At 56.9% G+C, this 24,358-nt stretch carries 24 protein-coding genes; 13 read left to right on the top strand and 11 right to left on the bottom strand.

Annotated elements, in window-relative coordinates; all coding sequences use genetic code 11:
• Positions 1-13 precede the first annotated feature (13 nt).
• From ACR0AD_RS09220 to ACR0AD_RS09255, 8 genes are all read left to right on the top strand, one after another.
• Positions 14-1,000 carry a branched-chain amino acid ABC transporter permease gene (locus ACR0AD_RS09220; protein ID WP_267363929.1) on the top strand — a complete coding sequence of 329 codons (987 nt, stop codon included), beginning with the start codon at positions 14-16 and terminating at the stop codon, positions 998-1,000.
• A 3-nt stretch (positions 1,001-1,003) separates the two neighbouring features.
• The gene (locus ACR0AD_RS09225) at positions 1,004-1,261 is read left to right on the top strand and encodes a hypothetical protein (protein ID WP_209506939.1); all 258 of its coding nucleotides are present in this window, start codon (positions 1,004-1,006) and stop codon (positions 1,259-1,261) included.
• Positions 1,262-1,264: 3 nt separating this feature from the next.
• A complete protein-coding gene (locus ACR0AD_RS09230) occupies positions 1,265-2,341 on the top strand; it encodes a branched-chain amino acid ABC transporter permease (protein WP_480482437.1) in 1,077 nt (358 codons plus the stop codon).
• A gap of 74 nt (positions 2,342-2,415) precedes the next feature.
• Entirely contained in the window at positions 2,416-3,699 is a 1,284-nt protein-coding gene (locus ACR0AD_RS09235; protein ID WP_267363927.1) for an ABC transporter substrate-binding protein, read from the top strand.
• A 111-nt stretch (positions 3,700-3,810) separates the two neighbouring features.
• The gene (locus ACR0AD_RS09240) at positions 3,811-4,644 is read left to right on the top strand and encodes an ABC transporter ATP-binding protein (protein ID WP_480482435.1); all 834 of its coding nucleotides are present in this window, start codon (positions 3,811-3,813) and stop codon (positions 4,642-4,644) included.
• Positions 4,645-4,663: 19 nt separating this feature from the next.
• Positions 4,664-5,881, top strand: coding sequence for a phenylacetate--CoA ligase family protein (locus tag ACR0AD_RS09245; RefSeq protein WP_480482433.1), 1,218 nt, complete (start codon positions 4,664-4,666; stop codon positions 5,879-5,881).
• 122 nt (positions 5,882-6,003) lie between these two features.
• Positions 6,004-7,668, top strand: coding sequence for an ABC transporter permease (locus tag ACR0AD_RS09250; RefSeq protein ID WP_480482431.1), 1,665 nt, complete (start codon positions 6,004-6,006; stop codon positions 7,666-7,668).
• Between the two features lie 73 nt (positions 7,669-7,741).
• Positions 7,742-8,092 (top strand): DUF2794 domain-containing protein, encoded by a 351-nt coding sequence (locus tag ACR0AD_RS09255; RefSeq protein WP_209598949.1) that lies wholly within the window; start codon positions 7,742-7,744, stop codon positions 8,090-8,092.
• Positions 8,093-8,095: 3 nt separating this feature from the next.
• Here the strand turns inward: ACR0AD_RS09255 and ACR0AD_RS09260 are convergent, their stop codons facing one another.
• From ACR0AD_RS09260 to ACR0AD_RS09270, 3 genes are all read right to left on the bottom strand, one after another.
• Positions 8,096-8,977 (bottom strand): C40 family peptidase, encoded by an 882-nt coding sequence (locus tag ACR0AD_RS09260; RefSeq protein WP_480486995.1) that lies wholly within the window; start codon positions 8,975-8,977, stop codon positions 8,096-8,098.
• Positions 8,974-10,356 (bottom strand): leucyl aminopeptidase family protein, encoded by a 1,383-nt coding sequence (locus ACR0AD_RS09265; RefSeq protein ID WP_480486997.1) that lies wholly within the window; start codon positions 10,354-10,356, stop codon positions 8,974-8,976. The genes ACR0AD_RS09260 and ACR0AD_RS09265 overlap by 4 nt, the downstream gene beginning before the upstream one ends.
• Before the next feature lie 63 nt (positions 10,357-10,419).
• Positions 10,420-10,809, bottom strand: coding sequence for a hypothetical protein (locus tag ACR0AD_RS09270; RefSeq protein WP_267363938.1), 390 nt, complete (start codon positions 10,807-10,809; stop codon positions 10,420-10,422).
• Between the two features lie 144 nt (positions 10,810-10,953).
• Between ACR0AD_RS09270 and ACR0AD_RS09275 the strand changes: the two genes are divergently transcribed.
• Both ACR0AD_RS09275 and ACR0AD_RS09280 read left to right on the top strand, forming a co-directional pair.
• A complete protein-coding gene (locus ACR0AD_RS09275; RefSeq protein WP_480486999.1) occupies positions 10,954-11,604 on the top strand; it encodes a carbonic anhydrase in 651 nt (216 codons plus the stop codon).
• A 97-nt stretch (positions 11,605-11,701) separates the two neighbouring features.
• Positions 11,702-12,238: an SRPBCC family protein gene (locus ACR0AD_RS09280; RefSeq protein ID WP_480487001.1), complete on the top strand. Its 537-nt coding sequence runs from the start codon at positions 11,702-11,704 to the stop codon at positions 12,236-12,238.
• 63 nt (positions 12,239-12,301) lie between these two features.
• Here the strand turns inward: ACR0AD_RS09280 and ACR0AD_RS09285 are convergent, their stop codons facing one another.
• From ACR0AD_RS09285 to ACR0AD_RS09305, 5 genes are all read right to left on the bottom strand, one after another.
• Positions 12,302-13,219, bottom strand: coding sequence for an endonuclease/exonuclease/phosphatase family protein (locus ACR0AD_RS09285; protein ID WP_480487003.1), 918 nt, complete (start codon positions 13,217-13,219; stop codon positions 12,302-12,304).
• 346 nt (positions 13,220-13,565) lie between these two features.
• Positions 13,566-14,507, bottom strand: a complete 942-nt coding sequence (locus ACR0AD_RS09290; RefSeq protein ID WP_480482420.1) for a class I SAM-dependent methyltransferase — start codon at positions 14,505-14,507, stop codon at positions 13,566-13,568.
• Between the two features lie 213 nt (positions 14,508-14,720).
• A complete protein-coding gene (locus ACR0AD_RS09295; RefSeq protein ID WP_267367255.1) occupies positions 14,721-15,743 on the bottom strand; it encodes an aspartate-semialdehyde dehydrogenase in 1,023 nt (340 codons plus the stop codon).
• Positions 15,744-15,846: 103 nt separating this feature from the next.
• Positions 15,847-16,878 (bottom strand): glycosyltransferase family 4 protein, encoded by a 1,032-nt coding sequence (locus tag ACR0AD_RS09300; RefSeq protein WP_480487005.1) that lies wholly within the window; start codon positions 16,876-16,878, stop codon positions 15,847-15,849.
• Positions 16,879-16,899: 21 nt separating this feature from the next.
• Complete coding sequence (locus ACR0AD_RS09305) at positions 16,900-18,072, bottom strand: MFS transporter (protein ID WP_480487007.1); 1,173 nt, start codon at positions 18,070-18,072, stop codon at positions 16,900-16,902.
• Positions 18,073-18,211: 139 nt separating this feature from the next.
• On the opposite strand from ACR0AD_RS09305, the gene ACR0AD_RS09310 reads away from it, so the two are divergent.
• The gene (locus ACR0AD_RS09310) at positions 18,212-19,354 is read left to right on the top strand and encodes a DUF3095 domain-containing protein (protein WP_480487009.1); all 1,143 of its coding nucleotides are present in this window, start codon (positions 18,212-18,214) and stop codon (positions 19,352-19,354) included.
• 4 nt (positions 19,355-19,358) lie between these two features.
• Here the strand turns inward: ACR0AD_RS09310 and ACR0AD_RS09315 are convergent, their stop codons facing one another.
• Positions 19,359-20,129, bottom strand: coding sequence for an HpcH/HpaI aldolase family protein (locus ACR0AD_RS09315; RefSeq protein WP_480487011.1), 771 nt, complete (start codon positions 20,127-20,129; stop codon positions 19,359-19,361).
• Between the two features lie 188 nt (positions 20,130-20,317).
• On the opposite strand from ACR0AD_RS09315, the gene hpaR reads away from it, so the two are divergent.
• Together hpaR and ACR0AD_RS09325 are read left to right on the top strand one after the other, a co-directional pair.
• Positions 20,318-20,752 carry a homoprotocatechuate degradation operon regulator HpaR gene (gene hpaR / locus ACR0AD_RS09320; protein WP_209506956.1) on the top strand — a complete coding sequence of 145 codons (435 nt, stop codon included), beginning with the start codon at positions 20,318-20,320 and terminating at the stop codon, positions 20,750-20,752.
• Between the two features lie 601 nt (positions 20,753-21,353).
• Positions 21,354-22,052: a fumarylacetoacetate hydrolase family protein gene (locus ACR0AD_RS09325; protein WP_480487013.1), complete on the top strand. Its 699-nt coding sequence runs from the start codon at positions 21,354-21,356 to the stop codon at positions 22,050-22,052.
• Between the two features lie 3 nt (positions 22,053-22,055).
• Here ACR0AD_RS09325 and ACR0AD_RS09330 read toward each other — a convergent pair whose 3' ends face one another.
• Positions 22,056-23,267 carry a winged helix-turn-helix domain-containing protein gene (locus ACR0AD_RS09330; protein WP_480482406.1) on the bottom strand — a complete coding sequence of 404 codons (1,212 nt, stop codon included), beginning with the start codon at positions 23,265-23,267 and terminating at the stop codon, positions 22,056-22,058.
• Positions 23,264-24,289, bottom strand: coding sequence for a LacI family DNA-binding transcriptional regulator (locus tag ACR0AD_RS09335; RefSeq protein WP_267366879.1), 1,026 nt, complete (start codon positions 24,287-24,289; stop codon positions 23,264-23,266). The genes ACR0AD_RS09330 and ACR0AD_RS09335 overlap by 4 nt, the downstream gene beginning before the upstream one ends.
• Positions 24,290-24,358 lie beyond the last annotated feature (69 nt).

Consider the following 24,358-nt stretch of genomic DNA (forward strand, 5'->3'; position numbering starts at 1 on the left):
CGGGGAGGCACATATGCCTGAGCAGTTAATCTTTGCCACGGAGGTCATCCTTAACGGTCTGATGGCCGGGGTGCTTTATGCGCTGGTCGCGCTGGGCTTTGTGCTGATCTACAAGGCATCCGGGATTTTCAATTACGCGCAAGGGGTTATGGCCCTGTTTGCGGCGATGACACTGGTCGGGATCATGAACGGGCAGGTGCCTTTCGCGCATTTGATCAACGCGACCTTCGGCACTCATGTCTATAACTTCGGCTGGAACATCCCCGCCCTGCTGGCGATCATCCTGACAATGGGTGTGATGGTTCTGCTGGCCTGGTGTGTGCAGCGCTTTGTCATGCGACATCTGGTTGGGCAGGAGCCGATCATCCTGTTCATGGCCACGATCGGTCTGGCCTATTTCCTTGAAGGTGTGGCCGACCTGATGTGGGGATCCGAGATCAAGACGCTGGATGTGGGTCTGCCGCAGGGCATCAACCTGTGGATCGACGAGGTCACCTTTAACATCTTCGGCTATGGCTTCTTCATCGACAACCTCGACATCGTGGCAACCGTAATTGCGGCGCTTCTGGTGGCGGCGCTGGTGGCCTTCAGCCAGTACACAAAACAGGGCCGGGCCATGCGTGCTGTGGCAGATGACCATCAGGCGGCACTTTCGGTCGGGATCTCGCTCAACTTCATCTGGGTCATGGTCTGGTCGGTGGCCGGGTTCGTGGCGTTGGTCGCGGGGATCATGTGGGGCACCAAATCGGGCGTGCAGTTCTCGCTGTCGCTGATCGCACTCAAGGCGCTGCCGGTGTTGATGCTGGGCGGGTTCACTTCGATCCCCGGTGCCATCGTCGGCGGACTGATCATCGGTGTGGGCGAGAAGCTGTTCGAATTCTCGGTTGGCCCGCTGGTCGGCGGTGCGACCGAGAACTGGTTCGCCTATGTGCTGGCGCTGATCTTCCTGGTGTTTAGACCGCAGGGTCTGTTCGGCGAGAAGATCATCGAGAGGGTGTAACGCATGACCAAGCTGATCGCCATCATCAACGTAATCGCATGGGCGGGGTTCTGGGCCTTTGGCTATATCGCGCTGACCTCGAATGACCTGACTGACAGCCAGTTGACGATTGCCGCGATCCTGGCCTTTGCCGGTCTGATCATGGGTGTTCTGGCCTACCTGAAACTGGTGCGCGCCTCTGAGGCGAGCGGATATGCCAAAGGGTCCAGCCAGCTGGACGCCGCGACCCGAAACCGGGCGCAGGAAGAATGGGGAAAGTAACAGATGTTCTATCGTGAGGCCGGAGATTTCAAAACCTCCTACGTGGATGACAGCCAGACTTTCCCGATCAAGTTCGACCGGTACCGGTACTATGTCGTTCTGGCGGTGGCGTTCGGGATCATTCCGTTCATCATCAACGACTATTGGGCAAACGCCCTGCTGCTGCCCTTTCTGATCTATGCCATCGCGGCGATCGGATTGAACATACTCGTGGGCTATTGCGGGCAGGTCAGCCTTGGTACAGGCGGTTTCATGGCGGTGGGTGCTTATGCCTGCTACAAGTTGATGACCGCATTTCCAGATGTCAGCATGTTCATTCATGTCCTGTTGGCTGGTGGTATCACAGCGATTGTAGGCGTCTTGTTCGGCCTGCCTTCCCTGCGGATCAAGGGGTTCTATCTGGCGGTGGCCACGCTTGCGGCACAGTTCTTTCTGGTCTGGCTCTTCAACCGGGTGCCGTGGTTTTACAACTACTCGGCCTCGGGTCAGATCAACGCGCCCGAGCGTGACGTGTTCGGCATCATCATCTCGGGCCCGAACGCCCCGGCCTGGGCGACCTACCTGTTCTGCCTGATCTTCCTGACCTTCAGCGCGATTATTGCGCGCAACCTGACCCGCGGCACGACCGGGCGGACATGGATGGCGATCCGCGACATGGATATCGCCGCCGAAATCATCGGGGTGAACCCGTTGAAAGCCAAGATAAGCGCTTTCGCTGTCAGCTCGTTCTTTGTGGGCATCGCAGGGGCCTTGTTCTTTGCCGTCTATCTCGGCGCGGTCGAGGTGGGCGAAGCATTCGGCATTCAGAAGTCATTCCTGGTGCTGTTTATGGTGATTATCGGCGGATTAGGCTCGATTTTCGGGTCTTTTGCCGGGGCGGCCTTCCTCGTGCTGCTGCCGGTTCTGCTCAAACTGGTTGGCGTCGATCTTCTGGGTTGGCCGACCGATATCGTTGCCCATCTTCAGCTGGTGATCGTGGGCGCGCTGATCATCATGTTCCTGATCCTGGAACCCCACGGTCTGGCACAGTTGTGGCGCGTTGCGAAAGAGAAACTCAGACTCTGGCCGTTCCCGCACTGAGGGCTGGCCCAATCATAAAGACGGGTGATCAAGCCCGAACTCAATATCGGATCAATCAAGGGAGGAGACACCCGATGAACAAGAAACTGGCAACCGTGGCGCTGAGCGCCCTGATGGCGGCAGGACCTGCGATGGCGGATCTTGTGTTCCCGTCGCTCAGCTATCGAACCGGGCCCTATGCGGCCGGTGGTATTCCATTCGCGGACGGTTACGCCGACTATTTCACTCTTCTGAACGAGCGGGACGGTGGCATTGGCGGTGTACCAGCAAACGTGATCGAATGCGAAACCGGGTATAACACCGAAAAAGGCGTGGAATGCTATGAATCCACCAAAGGTGAAGGCGCGCTGGTGTATCAGCCGCTGTCGACCGGTATCACCTATCAGCTGATCCCCAAAGTGACCGCAGACGGCATTCCTCTGCACACGATGGGGTATGGCCGGACCTCGGCTGCGAACGGCAAAGTGTTCAGCCACGTGTTCAACTATCCGGCCAACTACTGGAACGGTGCGTCCGGTGCGATCAACTATCTGCTGGATGAAAATGGCGGTGACCTGAGCGGCAAGAAGATTGCGCTGGTCTATCACAATTCTGCTTACGGCAAGGAACCGATCCGGACGCTGGAAACTCTGGCTGAAAAGCATGGGTATGAGCTGTCCTTGCTGCCGGTTGATCACCCAGGACAGGAGCAGAAGTCGCAATGGCTGCAAATTCGCCGTGAAAAGCCTGACTATGTCATCATGTGGGGTTGGGGCGTCATGAACCAGGTTGCGGTTCAGGAAGCGGCCAACATCCGTTTCCCGATGGAAAACTTCATTGGTGTCTGGTGGTCTGGCGCGGAATTCGACGTTCAGCCTGCTGGCGAAAAAGCGACCGGTTACAAGGCGCTGACCTTTACCGGCCTTGGCATGGACTATCCGGTCTATGACGACCTGAAAAAGTACGTCGTTGACTCGGGCAAGGCTGCAGGTGCCGGCGATCAGCTGGGTACAGTTCAGTACAACCGTGGTCTTTATGCCGCCATGCTGGCAGCCGAGGCTGTGAAAACGGCGCAGGCGATGCACGGAACCGCTGATATCGACGCGTCGATGATGCGCGACGGCATGGAAGCACTGGAAATGACCAACGCCAAGATGGAAGCGCTTGGCATGTCCGGGTTCGGCCCTGAATTCTCGGTTTCCTGCGAAAACCACGGCGGCCCCGGCCTTGTCGGTGTTGTTCAGTGGGATGCGGCGACTGGTGCCTGGAACCCGGTACAGGACTTCAAACCGACAGATGCCGAAGTTATCGGCGCGTTGATCGAAGAAGATTCCGGTGCCTACGCAACCGAAAACAGCATCTCGCCACGTTGCGAGTAAGGCATGTTGCGCCACGGATGTGATCCGGGGCGTTCAGACAACCGGAGCGGCGGGTCACCTGCCGCTCCTCACGAACAGCCCCGGAACGGGCAGGCATGAGGAAACGCGCTGATGCTGGATGCGGCACAAACCACTGACGTGCAGGCGGAAACCCTGCTTGAGGTCAATAATATCGAGGTGATCTACAACCACGTGATCCTCGTGTTGAAAGGCGTCAGCCTGAGCGTTCCAAAGGGCGGCATCACAGCGTTGCTGGGCGGCAATGGTGCGGGCAAGACAACCACGCTCAAGGCCGTATCGAACCTGCTGCATTCCGAACGCGGAGAAGTCACCAAAGGTTCGATCAAGTATCGCGGCCAGAACGTGCATGAAAGCGATCCGGCCGATCTGGTTGAAAAGGGTGTCATTCAGGTGATGGAAGGCCGCCACTGTTTCGAGCACCTGACCGTCGAAGAAAACTTGCTGACCGGCGCCTACACCCGCAAAGACGGGGCGGCTGCGGTCCAGCGGGATCTTGAGATGGTTTACGCATATTTTCCCCGGCTCAAGGAACGCCGCCGGTCGCAGGCAGGCTATACTTCGGGTGGGGAACAACAGATGGTTGCCATGGGGCGGGCCTTGATGTCGCGGCCCGAGACGATTTTGCTGGACGAACCCTCAATGGGTCTTGCTCCGCAGCTGGTCGAAGAGATTTTCAGTATCGTGAAGGACCTCAACGAAAAAGAGGGCGTGTCCTTTCTGCTGGCAGAGCAGAACACCAACGTCGCCCTGCGCTTTGCACATTACGGTTACATTCTTGAATCCGGGCGTGTCGTGATGGATGGCCCGGCAGCCGACCTGCGCGAAAACCCGGATGTGAAAGAGTTTTACCTGGGCATGTCCGACGAAGGCCGCAAAAGCTTTCGCGATGTGCGGTCCTATCGTCGTCGCAAAAGGTGGCTGTGAGCGGATGGAGGATATGGCTATGACCTATTTCGACGCACTCGAAACACGCTCGGCAGACGAACGCGCCTCGGACCAGGCCAGGGCACTAGTGGAGCAGATCAAACGCGCGATGTCGGCCCCTGGATTTGCGTCGCATCTGTCAGAATCAGACACTAATAAGGTAAAATCAGTTGAAGATTTGCCAACATTGCCGGTTCTGCGGAAATCGGACCTGACCAGAGCACAGGCCAAACGCCCCCCGTTTGGTGGATTTACAGTGAAACCGGCGCGGCATTTCCATCATGTGTTCCAGTCGCCGGGACCGATCTATGAGCCGGGCAGCACTGATCACGACTGGTGGCGCATGGGCCGTTTCCTGAATGCCGCGGGTGTTGGCGCAGGGGACATTGTCCAGAACTGTTTTGGGTATCACCTAACCCCAGCCGGTATGATCTTTGAAAATGGCGCACGGGCTGTCGGCGCGGCTGTTCTGCCCGCAGGAACCGGACAAACCGAGTTGCAGGTGACTGCCGCCCGCGACGTTGGCTGTACGGCCTATGCAGGAACGCCGGATTACCTGAAGGTCATTCTGGACAAAGCCGATGAGATGGGCGTTTCACTGCATTTCTCGAAAGCCGCCGTTGGAGGTGGGGCCTTGTTCCCGTCTCTGCGACAGGAATACGCCGACCGGGGTATCTCGTGCCTGCAATGTTACGCGACAGCGGATCTGGGCAATATTGCTTATGAAAGCGCCGCGATCGACGGGATGATCATCGACGAGCACGTGATTGTCGAGATTGTGACACCTGGAACCGGAACTCCGGTGGCACCGGGTGAGGTGGGTGAGGTCGTGGTGACCTCTCTCAACCCCGATTACCCGCTGATCCGCTTTGCGACAGGCGACCTTTCCGCCGTGATGCCGGGGATTTCCCCCTGCGGTCGCACGAACACCCGGATCAAAGGTTGGATGGGGCGTGCAGATCAGACGACCAAGATCAAAGGTATGTTCGTGCGTCCGGAACAGGTTGCCGCTTTGGTCGACAAGCATGAGGAAATCGTCAAGGCTCGTGTCATCGCCACCCGTCAGGGCGAGATGGATTCGATGACTGTCCAGATCGAAAGCACAGGCGGGGATGATACGGCATATGCCAGATCGGTGGCCGAAGTGCTGAAACTGAAAGGCGCAATCGAAGTCGTCGCCCCCGGCTCGCTGCCCAAAGACGGGTTGGTGATCGAGGATCAGCGCGTCTACGAATAGTGGTGAATAACAGGTCTGCGGCAGTTTGTGCCGCAGATTTGTTGACCGACGCACTGGTGTTTCCGAGCATTTTGGTCGATTAAAGGCGTACCCTAAGCCTTTGCCAATCAAAAGCCGGGATAATGGCCCAGATCGACTATTCAGAAAACGGATCACGCAATCGCGGTGTACGCGGCACACGGCTGTTGGCCGCAGTTGCTTATCTTGTGGCTGCCGCATGCCTGTTGCCCATGGTGGCCGTGGTTCTGGCGGCAGTGACGGGCGGGACAGATACGATCTCGCACCTGGTGGAAACGGTGCTGCCCAGCTATACTGTGACGACCCTGATCCTTGTGGTGCTGGTCGCGGCGGGTACGTTCAGTATCGGCACGGGCGCTGCCTGGCTGGTGACGATGACCCGCTTTCCCGGTGTCAGGATCCTTGAGATCGCGCTGGTCTTGCCCTTGGCTTTTCCGGCATATGTGCTTGCTTATGCGTACACCTTTATTCTGGATCATCCGGGTATCGTTCAAAGCACTTTGCGGGATGTAACGGGTTGGGGGCCGCGCGACTATTGGTTCCCTGAAATCCGTTCGACCGGGGGCGCTGCGGTGATGCTGATTCTGGTGCTGTACCCTTATGTCTACCTGCTGGCGCGGGCTGCGTTCCTGCAACAAAGTGCTTCGGCGTTTCTGGCTGCTCGGGCGCTGGGCAACAATCCATGGCTGGCGTTTCGGCGCGTCTCGCTGCCGATGGCGCGCCCGGCAATTGCCGGTGGTGTGCTTCTGGCCATCATGGAAACCATCGCCGATTTCGGAACCGTGTCTTATTTCGGTGTGCAGACCTTTGCGACCGGGATTTACACCAGCTGGTTTTCAATGGCCGACCGTGCGGCGGCGGCGCAGCTGGCCTGGTGCCTGCTTGTCTTTGCACTGATCATGGCTGTGGCCGAACGCACCCAGCGCGGTAAGGCAAAATACTATCAGGCCGGAAAGAAACATGCTGCCCAACCGGCGGAACACCTGACCGGTCTTCGCGCCGTCGCGGCATTCCTGTTATGTACGATACCCGTTATTTTCGGGTTTCTGTTGCCCGTTATCATACTGGTCGAGATGGGTTTGGAATCGGAACAGAACCTGCTGTCGCGGCGCTATATCGGTTTCATCCAGAACTCGCTGACCCTTGCTGGCACGGCCGCGGTCGTCACTGTCTTTGCGGCGATCTGTGTCGGGTTCTTTCAACGTCTGAGACCCGGGCGCGCGTCGTCTGCGACGGCCTACATGGCGCGACTGGGATATGCCGTGCCCGGTGGCGTCATCGCAGTCGGCTTGATTGTACCTTTCGCCAGCTTTGACAACGCGCTGGATGCCTGGATGCGGCAGACATTCGATGTGTCAACTGGGTTGTTGGTTACAGGTTCAATCTGGCTGCTGGTCGCCGCTTACATGGTGCGATTCCTTGCTGCCGCGCTCAGCGCATATGAGGGGGGGCAAAGCACGGTTCATGCCAATATGGATGCCGCGGCCCGGTCGTTGGGGCAAACACCGCTGGGAACATTGCGGCGCGTTCACCTGCCCATTCTGACACCGTCGCTGCTGACTGCGCTGTTGATCGTCTTTGTTGATGTAATGAAGGAATTGCCTGCCACCCTGATCATGCGCCCGTTCAACTTCGACACACTGGCCGTACAGGCATACAGGCTTGCCTCGGATGAGAGGCTTGAGGGCGCCGCCGTGCCGTCACTGGTCATTCTGGCGGTCGGCCTGCTGCCGGTAATCCTGATCTGCCGTCAGGTTGGTCGGCGGTAACACTTGTGTTGTAAAAGCCGGGCAACAGCGCATCAGGCTTGATTCAAACATGATTTCCGGCAAGGCTGGAGGTATGAATATGCAGCCTCCCAACCGGTTTTCGGCAAACGCAGCGCAGATGCCCGTGGCCTTTGACCGGCATGAGATGTCGCAAATCCTGTCCGTTTATGGACGGATGGTCGCCGCTGGAGAGTGGCGAGACTATGGTATCTCAAACCTGCGCGATATGGCAGTGTTCTCGATCTTCCGTCGCACCGCTGAGCACCCGATCTACCGCGTCGAAAAGCACCCGCGCCTGAAGTCCCGGCAGGGGATGTACTCAGTCATAGGTATGGATGGCCGCATCCTGAAACGCGGCCATGATCTGCGCGCGGTACTGCGGGTGCTGGAACGCAAGCTCATCCGGGCCGTAAACCCGGATTAGAGCCTAAGACGCAGGATGTCGCCCATATCCTGTTACAGCCCCGAACTCTTTTCGGCCGATTCGAGAAATAGCGTCTTCCAAAGGTTCTTTGGCAACAGCCATGTGATGTGCGTTTGCATGCAGAAGCGTGTCCTGATCCAGCATCATGCCTACGTGACCTTTCCAAAACACCAGATCACCACGGCGAAGCTCGGGGCTTGAGATTGGCTTGAAGAACTCTGCTTGCATGTCGCTATCGCGAGGGCAGGGTAATCCGCAAGAATGAAAAGCGATTTGAATCAGGCCCGAACAGTCAAGTCCAAGCCCGGTATCGCCACCGTAGATGTAAGGGGTGGTAAGAAACTGTTCTGCTATGGCTGCAGGATCAGAACCCACCCAGTCTTTTTCGACCAGCTGTGTTTCGCGAATGTATCGCGGCGTTGGAATGTGGCCCTCTTCTTTCACGCAAACCCACCCGGTCGAACGAATGGCTTTTTCGCGTTCAGAATCGCGGCGCGGCCAGTATTCAACACCAGCGCCAAAAGGCAGTATCCGCTCATTCACGTTCTTGGTCACATCGGGGTGTTTCAACGAAACGGCCCTTGGCACGGAAACTCGATGCGTTGGCTGAAGCGGCCGAACCGCTATTTCCTGTCGCACCCATCCAACATAGCCATCTTTTTCGCGAAACCCGAACAGGTGGTTCTGCGTCCGTTCCAAGATGATGAATACTTCTCCACACACCATTTGGCACCGCCGGCTACCATTGGGTTTGTCCAGAACGTCCCGCACAACCGATTGGATACGATATGTTTCACCATCCGTGAAATCGTCAGCGTCGATATGACCTTTCAACGATGAATGCGCTACTCGTCCGTTGAAGGGGAGCAATCTGTGATCCGTCATAACCCCAATACCTCCGGTAAGGCCGATAGCACTGCGCGTGTTCCCTGACCCAGACCGCCTTTTGTGCGGCCGGGTTCATTGCTGGGTTGCCACGCGTAGATGTCAAAATGGATATAGCGGCTGGACCCTACGAACCGGCGCAGAAACAGCGCGGCGGTGATAGACCCGGCAAACCCGCCCGAAGGGGCATTGTCCAGATCGGCAATGCCGGGTTCGATCATCGCCTCGTAGGGTGTGTGAAACGGCATTCTCCAGACCGGATCGGCAGACGTTTTGGCCGCTTGTGCCAAGGCCATCGCGCAGCTTTCGTCGTCGGTGTAAAACGGTGCCAGATCAGGGCCCACGGCCACGCGCGCCGCACCGGTCAGCGTCGCCATCGAGATCACCAGATCGGGATTCCCCTCATCCGCCAAAGTCAGCACATCAGCCAGAACCAGACGCCCTTCCGCGTCGGTGTTGTTGATTTCAACGGTCAGGCCCTTGCGTGAGGTCAGGATATCACCGGGGCGGAAGGCATTGCCTGATACTGCGTTTTCAACGGCCGGGATCAGAACCCGCAATTGCAGGGGAAGGTCCAGCGCCATGATCATCCGGGCCAGTCCCAGCACATTGGCCGCGCCGCCCATGTCTTTTTTCATCAGGCCCATGGAAGCGCCCGGTTTCAAATTCAGCCCGCCGGTATCGAAACATACACCTTTGCCCACCAGTGTCAGTCTGGGGCCACTGGTGCCCCAGTTCAGTTCGATCAGCCGGGGGGCCTGTTCCGCGGCCCGCCCTACCGTGTGAATCATGGGAAAGTTCTGGTCCAGCAGCGCTTTGCCAGTGATCACCTTGCAAGACGCGCCGAATTCATTCGCCAGAACCTCGACCGCTTGCTGCAACTGATCCGGTCCCATATCCGAAGTGGGCGTGTTGACCAGATCGCGCGTCAGAGCCTCGGCATTTGCCATGGCTTCAATACGGGTGGCGTTGATGCCATCAGGTGCAATCAACGCCGCTGACCCTCCGGTCTGGGATGCGTATCGATCAAAGGCATAGCCAGTCATCAGCCAGCCAAGACACTCCATCTCCAACAAATCCGCAGGAATGCCCGAAGCAAGGCTGTAGGTTCCTTCCGGCAACGCCAAAGCCGCTGCGGCAAGAGGGAACCGTTTGCGCGCGCGTTTGTCTTCGGTTCCGTAACCAGCCAGCGCGAATTCAATTGCGCCGTTCGTGGCTGGCACAAGCAGGACCTGCCCCAGTGCACCGGAAAACCCGTTTGCTGCGACCCAGGACTGCACGCGCTCGGGCTGATCCAGAAGCCAGCCGTCCAAATCCGGCTGCGCGATCACATGAAGCGGTACGGAAGGGTCAGAGGATGGGGCGAAGGACAGTGTCATGGGCGCCTCGGCAGATTGATTCTGTGCACAGACTAGCCGCGCATATTCTGCCCGCAACCCCTGTCAGACGGAAAGGTCCTGTTGATCCCAGACGGCTGTCAATGATCGCTCACCAACGCGGATCAGACGTCCCAGCGTTGCACCTGCGGCTACCGCGTCACCGGCATCGACGGCCTGCGCCACGTCCCCTGCAACCCTGGCCAGAACCGTCATCCCGACCTGTTCGGAAATCGCAACCAGGGACCTTGCGCATTTGCGCAGTTCGGCCCATTCGCGCTGACGCCAAAAGCGTTCGCAGTTCGACAGGCGCACTGCCAGTTCTTCGATGGTGCGGCACAGCACATCCAGCGCGTTCTTGTCGCCCAGTTGACGGTAAAGGCCACTTAGTTGATCCGAATCCAGACGGACGGATTCCTTGTGTTCAAGCGTGATTATTTTTTCCACCACATTCACCCTAATTCTGACGCCCCCACGGCGCAGGTTTGATACTGGTGACAAATTCCTTTGCAAAACCTTGCAGAGAAATCGGATAATTGCTCGAATTTTCCTAGAATTCGGTTTAGAGGATCGGTCAGCGACAAGAACGGGGACACCGTAATGGAATTTGCCAAACCTTTGCCGAGCTATCTGGTCACGCGGTATCACGGCTGGAAAGCGACCACATATTCGGAAAACCAGGTCTGGTTCAAGCGGCTGGCAGATGAAGGGCAGCGGCCCCGGGCGATGGTGATTTCCTGCTGCGACAGCCGGGTCCATGTGACCTCGATGTTCGGTGCGGATCAGGGCGATTTCTTTATCCACCGCAATATCGCCAATCTGGTGCCACCCTATGCGCCGGACGGCGATCATCACGGTACCAGCGCAGCAATCGAGTACGCCGTCACTTCTCTCAAGGTTGCGCATCTGATGGTTCTTGGCCATTCGCAATGCGGTGGCGTTCAGGGCTGTATCGACATGTGCAAGGGTCAGGCGCCGCAACTGGATGCAAAGGAAAGCTTTGTCGGCCGCTGGATGGACATTCTGAAACCAAAATTCGAACTTGTCGCTGATATCGAAGACAGCCTCGAACAAGCCCGACAGCTGGAACGCCAATCGGTTGTCGCGTCGCTTGAAAACCTGATGACGTTCCCGTTTATCTCGTCAGCGGTCGAACAGGGCACCCTGAGCCTGCACGGGTTGTGGACCGATATCGGAGCTGGCGGGTTAGAGAGTTACGATCCCGTACAGAAGAAATTCGTTCCGGTCTGACGACAGTTCATAGCAAATAAATGATGCGGAATACGGCTCTGATTCCGGGCCGTTTTTTCGTATGCTCCACACATGACGTTTGATTTTGGAGCTTGCTATGAAGATACTTAAACGAATTCTCGCAGGGCTGTGCCTTCTTGTTTTTCCGTTCGTCGCCGTCTCATACGTGTTGCCCGGCAAGGCGGAAGTGTCCCGCAGCATCACCATCGACGCCCCGGCTGCAGTGATCTTTCCGTTTGTGAATTCCATGCAAGCGACCGAGAAATGGTCACCCTGGCTGTCACGCGATCCGGAGACGAAACTAAGCTACAGTGGCCCCGAGGAAGGTGTCGGTAACAAGTTGAACTGGAGCTCGGATCACGCACAGGTCGGTACGGGGTCGCAGGAAATCGTCGAAAGCGTGGAAAATCAACTGGTCAAAACAGATCTGGACTTTGGGCAGATGGGCACGGCGTCGGCTTCGTTCACTCTGAAACCCGATGGTGACTCAACCAATGTGACTTGGGGGTTCGAATCCGATCTGGGGCTCAACCCCATGTCCCGCTGGATGGGGGTGATGATGGATAAATGGGTTGGCGGCGATTACGAGCGGGGGTTGAATAATCTGAAAGTGCTGATCGAAAATAACACCTAGACCCTTCTTGGGATCGCGACATACGTTCTGGTATGTCCACCAAGGCAGCGGGGGCCTCGCGGATCAATCCAAACGAAACCGCGCGAATTTGCCGAAATGGTCGGATCCCATGAACGGGCGCAGTTCGACTGTTCCGGTTGTTCCCTTCGGGAGCAAAAGGTTGTCGATTGGCAACGGTAGGTGCCAGCTGCCAAGATCATGAGTGTTCAGGACGGCCCCAAAATTCTGGTTGTCTGCTGCCGCCGCTATCCGCCGGACGCTTGCACCCCAAGGAACCATGTTGAAATCCCCGGCTATCAGAACCGGGCCATCCAGATCCGCAATGCGTTCCGCAATGATCCGGCTTTGGGTTGATTGGTCATAAGGAAAAGGCCAGTTCAGGTGGATCGATACGATCCAGACCAAAGACCCGTCCGGGGCTTCGACTTGTATTCCGACAAGACCATGACCTTTCAGGCAAAACCCGGACCCTTCGACAATCGGCAAAGTTGTCAGGATGGCAACGTTTTGTTCGGGACGAAACTCACAGATCACCTTTTCGGGGTAATGCTCGAACAGGTTGCTCATGTATTCGCGGTTGTGACTCGAGACTTCCTGCAACGTCACGATCTGAGCATCGGATGCAATGATGTCGTCGGCCAGCGAATACCGGGGCCACGCCCGGCTCATGAGGTTCTTTTGATACAGGGTCAGACACGGACCGTCGCAGTCCTTGGGCGGGGCGGCGAAACTGGTTGCGATTGATCCCACAGCAACAGCGGCAAAGGCCAGGGTGACCAAAGCAAGGTATCTGGCGCGCATATACAGCAGGATCGCGGCACACGGCAAAAGCAGAACGCCAGCTTGCGGGCGGAAAAGCGCAAAGGAATCTCCGACCGCCAGGAATTGTCCGGTAAACCCGATGAGGATAAGCCCAACCAGAATGCCTGTACATCCTGTGATCAGGTATCTTCCAATTCTGCGTTTGGCCGAATTTCCCATGCTCTGCCTCTGATGCCCTGTGCAGGGCACCACCTGTTGTCTGCTCTGTCTCATCCGTTGCGTTCAGATCCGTGCTTAGCTGGCAAGCACGCCTGAATTTGTCAACTGGTCGGGGGAATGTTCCGAATTCAGGACCGGTATTTGAACATTTCGTTCGGACTGATGAGCCTAAAGGTTCCACTAGAGAGGAACGGGTGATGAAAGTGGGTCTGTGTAAGTTACCGGAGGTCCGCTTCGAGCCCAGATGCAAGGTTTTGTCGTCCTTGCTTTCTGATTAACGGTTGCCACCCGAGGTGCCGAAAATTCTCGGGTCTATTCAACACAATTTCATTGCGCGTTTCTTAAACTAACGCAGCACTGGCTTTGTAGACTTAGTGATTATCAAGCCTATAGAAGTTGTAACGTACCCCTTCATCAGCAATCGCATGTGCTTGGTGCCAGAGTACTGTCTTGGATCCCCTTTGCGCCTGTCCACGGTTAAATCAAGTGGATCGTCGCCTAAGCGAATATCCAACGGCTCCACTTTGTGTCCTTTGGATTGAAGGCGTTTCACAGCATCTTCAATGTCACGTAGGCGATAGATTGCGGTCTTTCCGCCTTTTGACGTCCGGGTGTTTGATGATAGGTTGAATTCCGTTGTATGCACAGCGACCCCACCGGGACGCAGGCAGTCCATCTGTTTCTCCAAAAAACGAACTCCGAGTTCGAGAGAACCGCAGTGCTCGAAAGAACACGTGGACCAGGTAAAGTCGTACCCTGAGATATCGCTGGGAATATCGTTCATATCAATGGGGCGAAATTTGACGCTCTTCTTAAATAATTCCTTTGAGCAGATCTCAGAGAAAAGTAAATCTTCGACTGATGCGCTCCATTGGCCAGTTGTCTCCCAACCTTCATTACCCTTGTTGTTGTCAGCCAGATCACTCGCTAGAACTTCGCAGCCCTTCGCTGCGAGGTAGGCAGGGATTCTTTCCTTACCAACTGCGAAACCCAAGCCCTTGATTCCGGGCTGGAGTAGGTCGCGTTCGCGCAAAGCTTGTAAAATGAAAGCCAGCTCCCAATACTTGCGATGGTGAGTATGAGGAAGATTGAGTTCTTCAATGCAGGCGGCAAACTCATTCGAGTTTAGGCGTCCTGTTCGAGCGATTTCTGAACCTAACGGGCCTTGGCTCAATGGGCTATTAGATGAGACGTAGCTTACTTTTGGGTCGCGCTCGAAATTTTCGATACGGATTTTGGGAGTTGGACGTAAGATTGCTTCTAGCTTATCGAAAAAGGCTCGAGCCACGGCGGTTCACCATTTAATTAACCGAGATAGTGTTTTAGTAAGTCCAACGCTTTATCGGATCAGAAAAGTTGAATATTGTAGTTTGAATATATTATCAACATTCCAAATGCTTGATGCACAAAGCCAGTCTTGTTCCGCAAGTTTGGCTTTCTAAAAAGAAACCCGCTGATCAAACAGCGGGTTTCTTTTTTAGTTTTTGCAAAGGCTGGATTGTCAGCCCTTTTTCAGGACCTCACGGCCCAGCAGTTCGGCGATCTGAACCGCGTTCAGGGCGGCACCCTTGCGCAGGTTGTCGCTGACGCACCACAGGTTCAGACCGTTTTCGATGGTCGAATCCTGGCGGATGCGGCTGATGAATGTGGCAAAGTCGCCTGCGCACTCGATGGGCGAGACGTAGCCACCGGCTTCGCGCTTGTCGATCACCATGATGCCCGGCGCTTCGCGCAGGATATCGCGGGCTTCGTCTTCGTCCAGAAATTCCTCGAACTCGATATTCACGGCCTCGGAATGGCCGACGAAGACCGGAACGCGGACGCAGGTTGCGGTGACCTTGATCGACGGATCGACGATCTTCTTGGTCTCGACAACCATCTTCCACTCTTCCTTGGTCGAGCCGTCTTCCATGAAGACGTCGATCTGCGGAATGACGTTGAAGGCGATCTGTTTCTGGAACTTCTTCGGAGCGACTTCGGTGGTTGGGTTGTAGACGGCCTTGGTTTGATCCCAAAGCTCATCCATGCCCTCTTTGCCGGCACCCGAAACTGACTGATAGGTCGACACAACAACGCGCTTGATCTTGGCGCGGTCATGCAGCGGCTTCAGTGCGACAACCATCTGCGCTGTCGAGCAGTTGGGGTTGGCGATGATGTTCTTGTTCTTGTAGTCGTGGATCGCCTGCGGGTTACATTCCGGCACGATCAGCGGAATGTCCGGGTCATAGCGATAGAGCGACGAGTTGTCGATCACCACACAACCCGCCGCAGCTGCCTTGGGGGCGTAGACTTTGGTCGCCTCGGAACCCACGGCAAACAGCGCCATGTCCCAGCCGGTGAAATCAAACGTGTCCAGATCTTTGGTCGTAAGGGTCTTGTCGCCAAAGCTTACTTCGGTACCCAGCGAGCGACGGCTTGCCAGGGCGGCAAGTTCATCAACCGGGAACTGGCGTTCAGCCAGAATGTTCAGCATTTCGCGGCCCACGTTGCCCGTGGCGCCGACGACTACGACGCGATAGCCCATTTCATGTCTCCAAAGTTAAGGACGCGCGTTCATAGCCGCGTTGCGGCGAAGAAAAAAGGGCTATCAGCGGGGTTTTCAACGACTGATGCTGAATTCAAGCGGTTCAATCGTTCAAAAGTCGTTCATATAGCGCAACCAGCGTCTTTGCTTCGCCCTGAATGTCAAAATTCTGCTCGACATGGGTGCGGGATGCCTGACCCGCTTGTGACAGGGAATCATTGCATTTCAACATCTGGGCAATCGCCTCGACCAAGGCGGGAACATCATCGGGGGTCACCACCTTGCCAAAGGATGGATCAGTAATGATCTCGGAGAACGCACCGACATCTGTGGCTACAACCGGAACACCGCAGGCCATTGCTTCGAGAGGGGTCAAACCAAACCCCTCCCACCTTTGTGGCGCAACAAACAGGTCCAGAACCTGATACCATTCAGCAACCTGATCTACGGTCACCTCGGGCTTGAAAAGGATGCGATCCGACAAGCCAGCCTTTGCGACCTTATCCTTCAGTTCGGCCAGAAATGCGGTGTGTTTCTCGGTTGCCCGGCCCATGACGATGCCTGACACTGTGTCGAACCGCCCGCACACGTCAATCATGGCGTCGACAAAGGCATCAGTGCCTTTTTGGTGTCGAATGCGGCCGTAACACCCTAACAGTACCCCATCCGGCAGCCCCAGCCGAGCACGGACGGCGGCCTTGTCTGAAGGCGGAACGAAGTCTTCTAGGTTGATGCCATGCATCACCACCTGCGAGTCTCGCTCAAGATACCCTGCGGTTTTGCGCGAGGTTGCAACGACCGCATCCATCTTTCCGATCAGCCATTTGGTATAGCCTGTGTGCGGCCTTTGGGACGCGCTTGTGAACAGCATTTTGAGTTTCAACCGGAACACATCGCGCAGGATGAGGCCCAGCAACATCTCGGTGTTGCGGCGCGCGTGCCAGACCCGCCATTTACGACGCGACAGGAAAGGCAGTCGACCAAGCGGGATGTGCGGGGTGTCGGCGGGCAGACCCGGGCCAGTGGCGGCGATATCGATCCATTGCGCTTGCAGCGGAACCAGCCTTGCTATGGTAGCCGTTACGCCCGAAAGTCTGCGTTTTAGATTTGGGGCTATGACAATGGGGTCTTTCAACAGGCTCTCCTGATGGCTGCGTCAATCCACACTATCGCGGCTGAATAGATAGATCACGCAACCAATGGCAAGGGTGACCGCAAAAAACCCGAATATTGCGGTGTAGGGTGCCGCTGATCCGTCTTGCACGGTGGCTGCGTGAATACGTCCGGTGACGAATTGAGCAATGCCAACGCCGCCGATGCCGAAAAGATTCAGCAATGTCACACCACGCCCCACCAGATGGGGTGGCACGAAGGCACGGCCATGAGCCATGATGACCGGAAAGCTGGCTCCGGTAAAGCCGATCACGGCCATCAGCAGGACAGACAGCCATGTTGCATCCTCGATCCACAGGCAGAGCAAGCCCAACGCAGCTGCGCCCAGTGCGTTGCCAGCGAAAACCACCCATTTCCGGGTACCAAAAACGCGGTCCAGCGGTCCGTAAACAAAAGTGCCCGCAATCATAGCCGCACCCATGATCAGCGTTGCAGTGCCGATCTGAGTGGCACTTAAGCCAAAGACGTCATTCAGGTAAGGCCCGGCCCAAAGCCCTCGCAGCGCGGCAGCGGGGGCGTAGGCAACCAGCATCAGGGGCAGGATCAGCCACAGGGCAGGCTCCTTCAGCAGATCCATTAGGGATCCCTTGTGTTCTGTTTCGACCTTCGCCGGGTCGTGAACTGTCAGCCACAGGCCCAATGCGATTGCGGCGGACACTGTGGCCAGCCCGACCATCGTTGCGCGCCACCCCATCCATTCCACGGCAAGCGCGGTTGGATAAGAAGCCACCAGATTTCCAACGGACCCTGCGCCCAACATCACGGCGGCCAATGTGGCAAACCGCGCCGGGGGGTATTCACGCGCAAAGATATAGTAGGAGGCCATTAGGACCGGAGAGCACCCGACACCGATCAGGCCCATGGCTATGCTGATGTGCAGGGGCGTTGTTGCGGCTGCAAAAACCGCCGCTCCACCTGCCCCGCCCACCAGAAGCAGCGCGGCGGACGTGAGGCGGGGACCAATCCTGTCCAGCGCCCATCCGACCGGGATCTGCATGACGGCGAATACGATAAACCAAAGACCGGAAGCAAAGGCCAAATCTTCGGGCATGGCACTGATGTCACGTTCCAGATCCAGGCTGAGAACCGCAAGGAAAGCGCGGAAAAATTGGCTGAGCACATAGCCCAGGCATAAAACCACCAAACCTGCCTGCATCTTCAGCCCTTTCCTGCTCGTCCGAGGAAAATGCTTGGCACGCCGTGATGCAACGCACAAGCCTGTGTATTATGTTTCAAAGTCAGGACATGGCTCGCCTTCCGGCTATCTTTGTCCAAACATTGATTCCGAGGGGAGCATGAAAGACCTCCAGTCTGCATTTTACGAAAACCTTCCCTTGCAGCGCGATTTTACCCGTCTGTCAGACCCTGCGCAGTTTTCAAAACTGCCCGATGATTGGGTTCTGGGTGTTGCCGACATTGTCGATTCAACGGGCGAAATTGCACGGGGCCGGTACAAGACCGTTAACACTGTGGGCGCTGCGGTCATTTCGGCCATGATCAATGCAATGGACGGCGCGTTGTTTCCGTATGTTTTTGGCGGCGATGGGGCGGGGTTTGCTGTCCCGCCTGGAAAAGCTGAAACCGCCCGGACTACGCTGGCTGATTTGCGGCGCTGGGCAGATGAAGAGTTCTCCATGCCATTACGGGCGGCGCTGGTGTCGGTGGCTGATATTCGCAAAGCGGGTAAGGATCTGCGCGTTGCTCGCTATGCACCCTCTACCGGAGTGGACTACGCCATGTTTTCCGGCGGCGGTCTGGCCTGGGCCGAGGCCGGGATGAAAGCCGGGCAAAATATGGTCACACCCGCAGGGCCAGGTGCGCAGCCGGATCTGACCGGCCTTTCTTGCAGGTGGTCCAACAGCCCGGCCCGTCACGGTCAAATCGTTTCACTGGTCGTACAGCCCACACCGTCAGCAACCGAACGGGACTTTGCCGATCTTGCGCAATCCGTCTTGTCCGCGTCGGAAGCGCTTGAGCGTGCTGGCCATCCGGTGTCGGAAAAGGGTCCGCCCATGACATGGCCTCCGCCCGGGCTTGACATCGACGCACATGTGTCGCGCAACGGACGTCATGTGATTTTGCACAAGCTCGTCCTGCTGGTTCAGAACCTGTTGATCGCGGTATTATTCAAAACTGGCCTGCGGATGGGACGCTTTGAGCCGGACCATTACAGACATATGGTCAGCAGCAATGCCGATTACCGAAAGTTTGATGACGGGCTGAAAATGACGCTCGACTGCGATCCGGACACATTGCGCCAAATCGAACACCTGCTTGAAGAGGCGCGTCGCCGTGGGAAAATCAGATACGGTTTGCACGCACAGGACGAGGCGATGATGACATGTATCGTCCCCTCGGCCACCCGGGATAACCATGTGCATTTTGTTGATGGAGCCTCGGGCGGCTATGCGCAGGCCGCTGCGGCCATGCGCACTTGAGTGTCTAGGAAGGTTTCCATTGCGCGGCCAGCGCGCGTGCCGCCTGTGCCAGCAGCATCACATCAATACCGACCGCCAGAAATTGGGCGCCCATGTCCAGATAGGCCTGACGCGCTTCGTCATTGGTGGCAAGGATGCCCGGCGCTTTGCCTGCGGCCTTGATCCGGGCCAGGGCGTCCGCGATGACCGCACGCACCTCGGGTGCGGCGCTGTTGCCCTTGTACCCCATGTCGGTTGACAGATCAGCGGGGCCAATGAAAACGCCATCCACACCTTCGACTTGAAGAATGTCATCCAACGCGGCCACTCCTGCGCGGGTTTCCACCTGCAACAACAAGCAGATTTCCTGATCTGCGGTCTGGATATAGTCGCTTGTCGACCCATACATCGTGGCACGCGATGCGGCTGCACCAACACCCCGCACCCCGTCCGGCGGATAACGGCAGGCACGGACCAGATCCTGCGCCTGCGCGGCGCTTTCGACAATCGGAACCAGTACTGTTTGGGCACCAGCATCCAGAACCATCTTGATCATCCAGGTCTCTCCAACAGGGACCCGAACAACGGGATGAGATGCGCTGCTGGCCAAAGCCGTCAGCTGATCCCGGATCGAGCGGATATCATTTGGGGCGTGTTCTCCATCTACCACCAGCCAATCGAAACCCGCGGTTCCCATGATTTCGGCGGTTACGGATTCAGCAAAGCTCATCCAGCAACCAATCTGCTGTTCGCCCTTTATTAGAGCCTGTTTGAACATATTCTTTGGGGCTGACATGCTGAAACCTCATATTTGAGCCGGAGCAGGTGAGAAGGACATGAAATGGACCTCGGTCGCATCATCAACGGTCGTTCCTAATTGTCCAGCCTGAAATCGGCCCGCATAACGTGCGAATACGGGTGTGGGCGCTGCTGCTGCGTGTCGGGTTGCTTGCTTATATCCCGGATTTCGGTGATAATTTTCTTATGACCGACGATCTCCCTCTGACGTCGCGATCTTTGCCCATTGCGCTTTTGCGGGCGCGGGAAAAGGTTATGGGACCCATTCGAGCAATGCTGGCTGACGCTGGTGTCACGGAACAGCAGTGGCGGGTGTTGCGGGTGTTGAATGAAGAAGGCCCGCAAGAGCCGACCCACATCGCCGATCGCGCCTGCCTGTTGCTGCCAAGCCTGACGCGCATTCTGCAAAAGCTGGAGACCCGCGGACTGATCACGCGGCGCAGCCATCCGGCAGACCGACGGCGTCAGGTTGTTGAGATCAGCACAAAAGGGGTTCAGATCATTCGTGCCAATCTGGCTGCAAGCACGGCACAGGCGGAACGTATTCGATCTCAGCTTGGACCGGACAAGCATGAGTTACTGCTGGATCTGCTGAACGAGTTGAAGGACCTCGAATCCTGATTATTGGCACTGCATCCGGTGTCGTCGGCAGTGACCCCGCCGGAAACTGTAGGGGGAGTCTCCGACGGGGCGGCCAGACCCGGACTGGTCGTTGGTGCCTGGCCCAAGACCGGTTACGTCAAACCTGACGGTCCGGCCTGTGCTTCGGAGTATATGAAAAGCCTATAATGTGGCTCTGAACAGGGTCTTTCGGCCCTTGGGGGAGGGGCCTTGCACCTATACTCTCCGAAACTGATTTAGGCAGTTGCCGACCGGTAAATGGGTCAGCCTATGGTTTGCCGACGTCACTTTGGTGAAATGCTTTACCAAAGCTGCTGTTCTGAATTTTGGCACCGCACCGAAATCGGAGCGGTCCTGACTACCTGAGGATTTTGCCCGGCTTTTGACTGAGCCAAGAGTTGTTTCGACCTGTTTGTGTACTGGTGAGACCATAAAAACTGATGAAACCAATTTTTGACACGGCGTCAGTCAATCAGGTCAGAATTGAGCCGTTTCACGCTGAAACACCACTTCGAGATTGGCGAAATACAGCGTGTTTTCCGGGCTTGCTGGAGGGTCTGGCAGACGTAATATGGCAGCTACGCAACCTTCAGGGATTATCATGCCAAACAGCCTTTTTTCGCTTCCGGACCCGATCACCATCCCCGTTGTCGGCGCGGCGGCCGGATATCCCATTGGACGGATCTTCTGCGTCGGTCGAAATTATGCCGCCCATGCCGCAGAAATGGGGAATGAGGTGGATCGCGAGGCACCTTTCTACTTCACCAAATCCGCCTCGAACGCCGTACTCTCGGGTGCGACGGTTCCTTATCCTGCCGGGACCCAGAATTACCATCATGAGATGGAATTGGCATTGGCCATTGGAAAGCCCGTGTTTCGCGCAACCAGTGCGCAGGCGTGGGAAGCCGTTTATGCCTATGGCTGCGCCCTGGATATGACGCGTCGTGATCTGCAAATCCGCGAGCGCAACAAGCAGCGGCCCTGGGATCTGGGAAAGGACGTCGAAAACGGAGCGGTCTTTGCCCCGTTGACACCAGCTGCCGATTGGACCCCGGAGGATGACAAACGCATTCAGCTAAGCGTAAACGGAGAGTTGCGCCAGAACGCGACCCTCGATGAGCTGATCTGGAAGATCGACGAGATTGTCATGCACCTGTCCGGCTTTTACCACCTGCGCCCCGGTGACCTGATCCTGACCGGTACACCGGCTGGTGTTGGTCCGGTTGTTGCGGGGGATGTTCTGACAGGTAAGATTGATAGGCTGGAGCCGGTCAAGTTGACCCTGTCAGACGCAGAATAGACCCTAAACAGGCTCTTTCAGCCAGTCCTTGGCGAAAGTCACATGTTCCACACCGGCCAGTCGCCGCACCCGGTCCAGCTCGGCGTTCAGGCGTCGGGTACGGGCATCTGACCAGCGGACCCGGCGCTCGGGCCAGAGCGCTTTGACGTGAAGCAGGTCACGATCGCGGTGGGCTTTCATATCGATACGGCCAATCATACGGTCGCACTCAAGCAGCGGAAAAACGTAGTATCCATAGGTTCGTTTGGCCTCGGGGACGAAAACCTCGATGCGGTAGTGAAAGCCGAACAGCCGCTCGGCCCGGTTGCGGTCGCGCAGCATGGGATCAAACGGGCTGAGCACGCGAATGCGGCCTGGTGGCTGCGGTACTTCGGTCGTCAGATCTGGTCGGGCGTATGTCTTGCGCAAGCGCCCATCGGCACAGGTAACCTCGATTTCTTCAATATCGCCACTTTCCAGCGCCGCGGCGCACCAGTCTTTTGCCTCAGCCGCGCTGACGGTGTCCCAGAAAGCCGCCAACTCTCCGGATGTTGCAAATCCCAGCCGGTCCAGTGCGGCGTTGCACAGCCAATCCACGGTCCCCTCGGCATCACAGGGCGTGCTGCCGGGGCAGAGATGTGTTTCAATCACGCGCTCTGTCAGATCATAGCGTTTCTGGAAGCCATCCCGACCAACGACGGTCAGGGCACCCGAGCGCCACAGATACTCCAACGCGGTTTTAGATGGGTGCCAGTCCCACCACCCGCCCGAGCCCTTCTTTTCATCCTTGCCAACATCCGATGACGACACCGCCCCATGGTCGCGGATGTGTTGCAGCACTGTGTCAAACTGCTGTTCGAACCCATCCCGCCGCCAGTTCTTCCACCGCGCCTTCAACATATCCGCATCCCGCTGAAAGCGCAGATGCCAATGCTGATAGAACTCCATCGGAATGACCGCCGCATCGTGCGTCCAATGCTCGAATAGCGCATTGTCCCTTTCATAGAGCCTTTTCAGGTTGGCGCTGCGATAGGCGGGCCTGCGCGAGAACAGGATCATGTCATGTGCTCGGGCAACGGTGTTGATGCTGTCAAGCTGAACAAACCCAAGCCGTTGGATCAGATCCAGAAGCGCGACACCTTTGCCTGAACCCGAGGGTTGTTCGCCCAAAGCGTGGCGGTCCATGAAGATCGCCCGTGCCGTCCGGTTGTCGAGCCTTTTCAGGGGTGTGTTCATCGCCGTTTCAGCGTGTCACCATAGCTGATCGTGGGGGTCAGAGTAACGCGTGTCTCGATCTCGGTATCAGGATTTTCCAGACGTTCGGCGATGATCTGGGCAGCTTGACGGCCGATTTCCAGACGACAGGCATCCATCGTCGCGAGTTTTCGGGGCAGGCCCTGCAAAAGCTCGACATTGTTAAAGCCTGCCAGGCCGATCTGTCCCGGAATATCGATACCCTGTTCCAACAGGTACAGCAGACCACCGGCCCCGATCATATCGTTCGAGTAATACAGAAAATCCAGCTCGGGCGAGCGTTCCAGCATAGCCTGGGTCATTTCGCGCCCCTTGGCCAGGGCCGATCCACCGGAGTAGAACTCGCGATCCTCGATCTCGATCCCGTGTTTGCCAAGAACTTCGGTAAAGCCTTCGAACCGCTTCCGTGCGCGGTGATCCAGTGGCATCTTGGTGCCCATGAAACCGATATGCTGATATCCGGCCTTCAGGATTGCCTGCGCCATTTCGCGCCCCGCGCGGCGGTGTGAGATCCCCACCATCGCATCCACCGGCTTGCCATCCGTGTCCATGATCTCGACCACTGGAATACCCGCCGAATCCAGCATGGCGCGCGCAGCTTCGGTATGTTCAAGCCCCGCAATGATCACGCCAGAGGGCCGCCACGAGAGCATCTCGTACAGCACTTTTTCCTCTTTCTCGGGCAGATAATCGGTTACCCCGACCACGGGTTGCAATTCGGTGTCTTCCAACACCTGGTTGATGCCCGTCATCACCTCGGGGAAGACCATGTTCGAAAGCGAAGGGATGATCACCGCGATCAGATTAACCCGACTGGACGCCAATGCGCCCGCGATCTTGTTGGGGACATAGCCAAGCTCTTTGGCGGCGGCCAGAACGCGGGTGCGGGTGGCGTCAGACACATCCCCCCGGTTACGCAGAACCCGGCTTACCGTCATCTCGGATACTCCGGAAGCCTCGGACACATCACGAAGGGTAAGCGGGCGTTTGGTTTCACTGTTCACGGGAGGCACCTGCGTTGTTGTTTTGTCCGATGGTAGCGTGAACAGGTCAGTGTGTACAACAATTGTGCA

Source organism: Ruegeria sp. BH8 (genome assembly GCF_056538065.1).

Bases quoted from the DNA above. Each gene is read 5' to 3' on its own strand.
- ACR0AD_RS09275 (WP_480486999.1), top strand. From the start codon at position 10,954: ATGGAATTTGCCAAACCTTTGCCGAGCTATCTGGTCACGCGGTATCAC.
- ACR0AD_RS09235 (WP_267363927.1), top strand. From the start codon at position 2,416: ATGAACAAGAAACTGGCAACCGTGGCGCTGAGCGCCCTGATGGCGGCA.
- ACR0AD_RS09315 (WP_480487011.1), bottom strand. From the start codon at position 20,129: ATGTCAGCCCCAAAGAATATGTTCAAACAGGCTCTAATAAAGGGCGAA.
- ACR0AD_RS09255 (WP_209598949.1), top strand. From the start codon at position 7,742: ATGAATATGCAGCCTCCCAACCGGTTTTCGGCAAACGCAGCGCAGATG.
- ACR0AD_RS09305 (WP_480487007.1), bottom strand. From the start codon at position 18,072: ATGCAGGCAGGTTTGGTGGTTTTATGCCTGGGCTATGTGCTCAGCCAA.
- ACR0AD_RS09330 (WP_480482406.1), bottom strand. From the start codon at position 23,267: ATGAACACACCCCTGAAAAGGCTCGACAACCGGACGGCACGGGCGATC.
- ACR0AD_RS09310 (WP_480487009.1), top strand. From the start codon at position 18,212: ATGAAAGACCTCCAGTCTGCATTTTACGAAAACCTTCCCTTGCAGCGC.
- ACR0AD_RS09220 (WP_267363929.1), top strand. From the start codon at position 14: ATGCCTGAGCAGTTAATCTTTGCCACGGAGGTCATCCTTAACGGTCTG.
- ACR0AD_RS09325 (WP_480487013.1), top strand. From the start codon at position 21,354: ATGCCAAACAGCCTTTTTTCGCTTCCGGACCCGATCACCATCCCCGTT.
- ACR0AD_RS09285 (WP_480487003.1), bottom strand. From the start codon at position 13,219: ATGGGAAATTCGGCCAAACGCAGAATTGGAAGATACCTGATCACAGGA.
- ACR0AD_RS09240 (WP_480482435.1), top strand. From the start codon at position 3,811: ATGCTGGATGCGGCACAAACCACTGACGTGCAGGCGGAAACCCTGCTT.
- ACR0AD_RS09230 (WP_480482437.1), top strand. From the start codon at position 1,265: ATGTTCTATCGTGAGGCCGGAGATTTCAAAACCTCCTACGTGGATGAC.
- ACR0AD_RS09265 (WP_480486997.1), bottom strand. From the start codon at position 10,356: ATGACACTGTCCTTCGCCCCATCCTCTGACCCTTCCGTACCGCTTCAT.
- ACR0AD_RS09280 (WP_480487001.1), top strand. From the start codon at position 11,702: ATGAAGATACTTAAACGAATTCTCGCAGGGCTGTGCCTTCTTGTTTTT.
- ACR0AD_RS09225 (WP_209506939.1), top strand. From the start codon at position 1,004: ATGACCAAGCTGATCGCCATCATCAACGTAATCGCATGGGCGGGGTTC.
- ACR0AD_RS09245 (WP_480482433.1), top strand. From the start codon at position 4,664: ATGACCTATTTCGACGCACTCGAAACACGCTCGGCAGACGAACGCGCC.
- hpaR (WP_209506956.1), top strand. From the start codon at position 20,318: ATGACCGACGATCTCCCTCTGACGTCGCGATCTTTGCCCATTGCGCTT.
- ACR0AD_RS09250 (WP_480482431.1), top strand. From the start codon at position 6,004: ATGGCCCAGATCGACTATTCAGAAAACGGATCACGCAATCGCGGTGTA.
- ACR0AD_RS09295 (WP_267367255.1), bottom strand. From the start codon at position 15,743: ATGGGCTATCGCGTCGTAGTCGTCGGCGCCACGGGCAACGTGGGCCGC.
- ACR0AD_RS09260 (WP_480486995.1), bottom strand. From the start codon at position 8,977: ATGACGGATCACAGATTGCTCCCCTTCAACGGACGAGTAGCGCATTCA.